Origin of the sequence: Clostridium sartagoforme AAU1 (genome assembly GCF_000401215.1) — a bacterium.
GTDB lineage: Bacteria > Bacillota > Clostridia > Clostridiales > Clostridiaceae > Clostridium > Clostridium sartagoforme.
In genome coordinates, this window is the sequence record NZ_ASRV01000262.1 from 1 (window position 1) to 1306 (window position 1306).

General features: G+C 25.5%; 2 protein-coding genes. Both read left to right on the forward strand.

The window, feature by feature from the left end; all coding sequences use genetic code 11:
* The first annotated feature begins 72 nt into the window (after window positions 1–72).
* Window positions 73–387: a hypothetical protein gene (locus A500_RS19025; protein ID WP_016209199.1), complete on the forward strand. Its 315-nt coding sequence runs from the start codon at window positions 73–75 to the stop codon at window positions 385–387.
* Window positions 388–656: 269 nt separating this feature from the next.
* Window positions 657–1211 carry a DUF5698 domain-containing protein gene (locus A500_RS19030; RefSeq protein ID WP_016209200.1) on the forward strand — a complete coding sequence of 185 codons (555 nt, stop codon included), beginning with the start codon at window positions 657–659 and terminating at the stop codon, window positions 1209–1211.
* Window positions 1212–1306 lie beyond the last annotated feature (95 nt).

Below are 1306 nucleotides of genomic sequence, written 5' to 3' on the forward strand. Positions count from 1 at the left end.
TTAATAATATTACTAGCTTTTAGACAAGATATATATTATGATTATAAAAAATACTAATTTGAGGTGGTAACTATGACAGTTTATGCAATAACATTTTATTTAAATGAAGATTCTCATTCATGTGATTGTGATTCTCACGATCATAATCATGAACATCATCACCATCATCGTGATGACTATGATATAGTTGGAACTATAAAAACACTTGGAGCTTGGGCTAATTTTATGCCTGATAGCTATTTAGTTAAAACTGATGTTTCAGCTAAAGAAATAGCAGAAAAAATTAAAGCATTCTTACAGCCTAATGATTTACTTTTTGTAACTAAAGTTGATAAGGATGATGTTGAATCTTTAACTCCTGGAGTTGTAGATTGGATAAAAGCTTAATTGTGAAAAGTTTAAAGAGCTAGATTCATTTTAAATCTAGCCTTTTTTACTTTATAGGAGTTTTTTTCATAAAATATTACTTCATTGATAATAATTTTTTGTTTCATAAAGTCTCTTATATAATTAATTTTAAAATACATCATTATCTCCTATATTATCTTTAGAACTTTCTTATACTATATCTAATTAATTTTTTCTTATATACAATAAAGCTACTATTGTTTTATAATTAAATAAGTTTAAAACTTTACAGAAGGGAAAGATTTGAATTGATAAATGCATTAACTATATTTATTTTGCAGCTTATATACGTTCCACTTTTGACATTAAGGACCACATTTGTTGTAAAAGGTAAGAAGGCTCAAGCTTCAATATTTGCTTTTCTTGAAGCAATAATTTATATAGTAAGCTTAGGCATTGTTTTTTCTGATTTAAGTAATTTTCTTAATATAGGTGCTTATATACTTGGATATGGTATTGGAATATATATTGGTGGAATTATAGAAGAAAAGCTTGCTATTGGATATAGGACTATCCATGTAAATTTAACCAGCTATAATCAAGAATTAATTGATAAATTAAGAAGCTTAAATTTCGGGGTAACTACTTATACCGGTGAAGGAATTAATAAAGAAAAAAGATATCGACTTGAAATTGTCTCTCATAGAATAAGAGAAAGTGAGGCTATCTCAATAATTCAAACTTTGGAGAAAAATGCTTTTATAGTTTCTTATGAGCCTACTCAATTTAAAGGTGGATATATTACTAAACATCTAAAAAACTTTAATAATATATTAAATAATATATTATTAAAGTTTTTTTAGATGTTTAAGTAATATATTACACCTTAAATTGAGTAGGCTCATAAGAAACTATAAAAGTATTTTTCTCCAAAGTTTGAATTATTGAGATAGTCCTC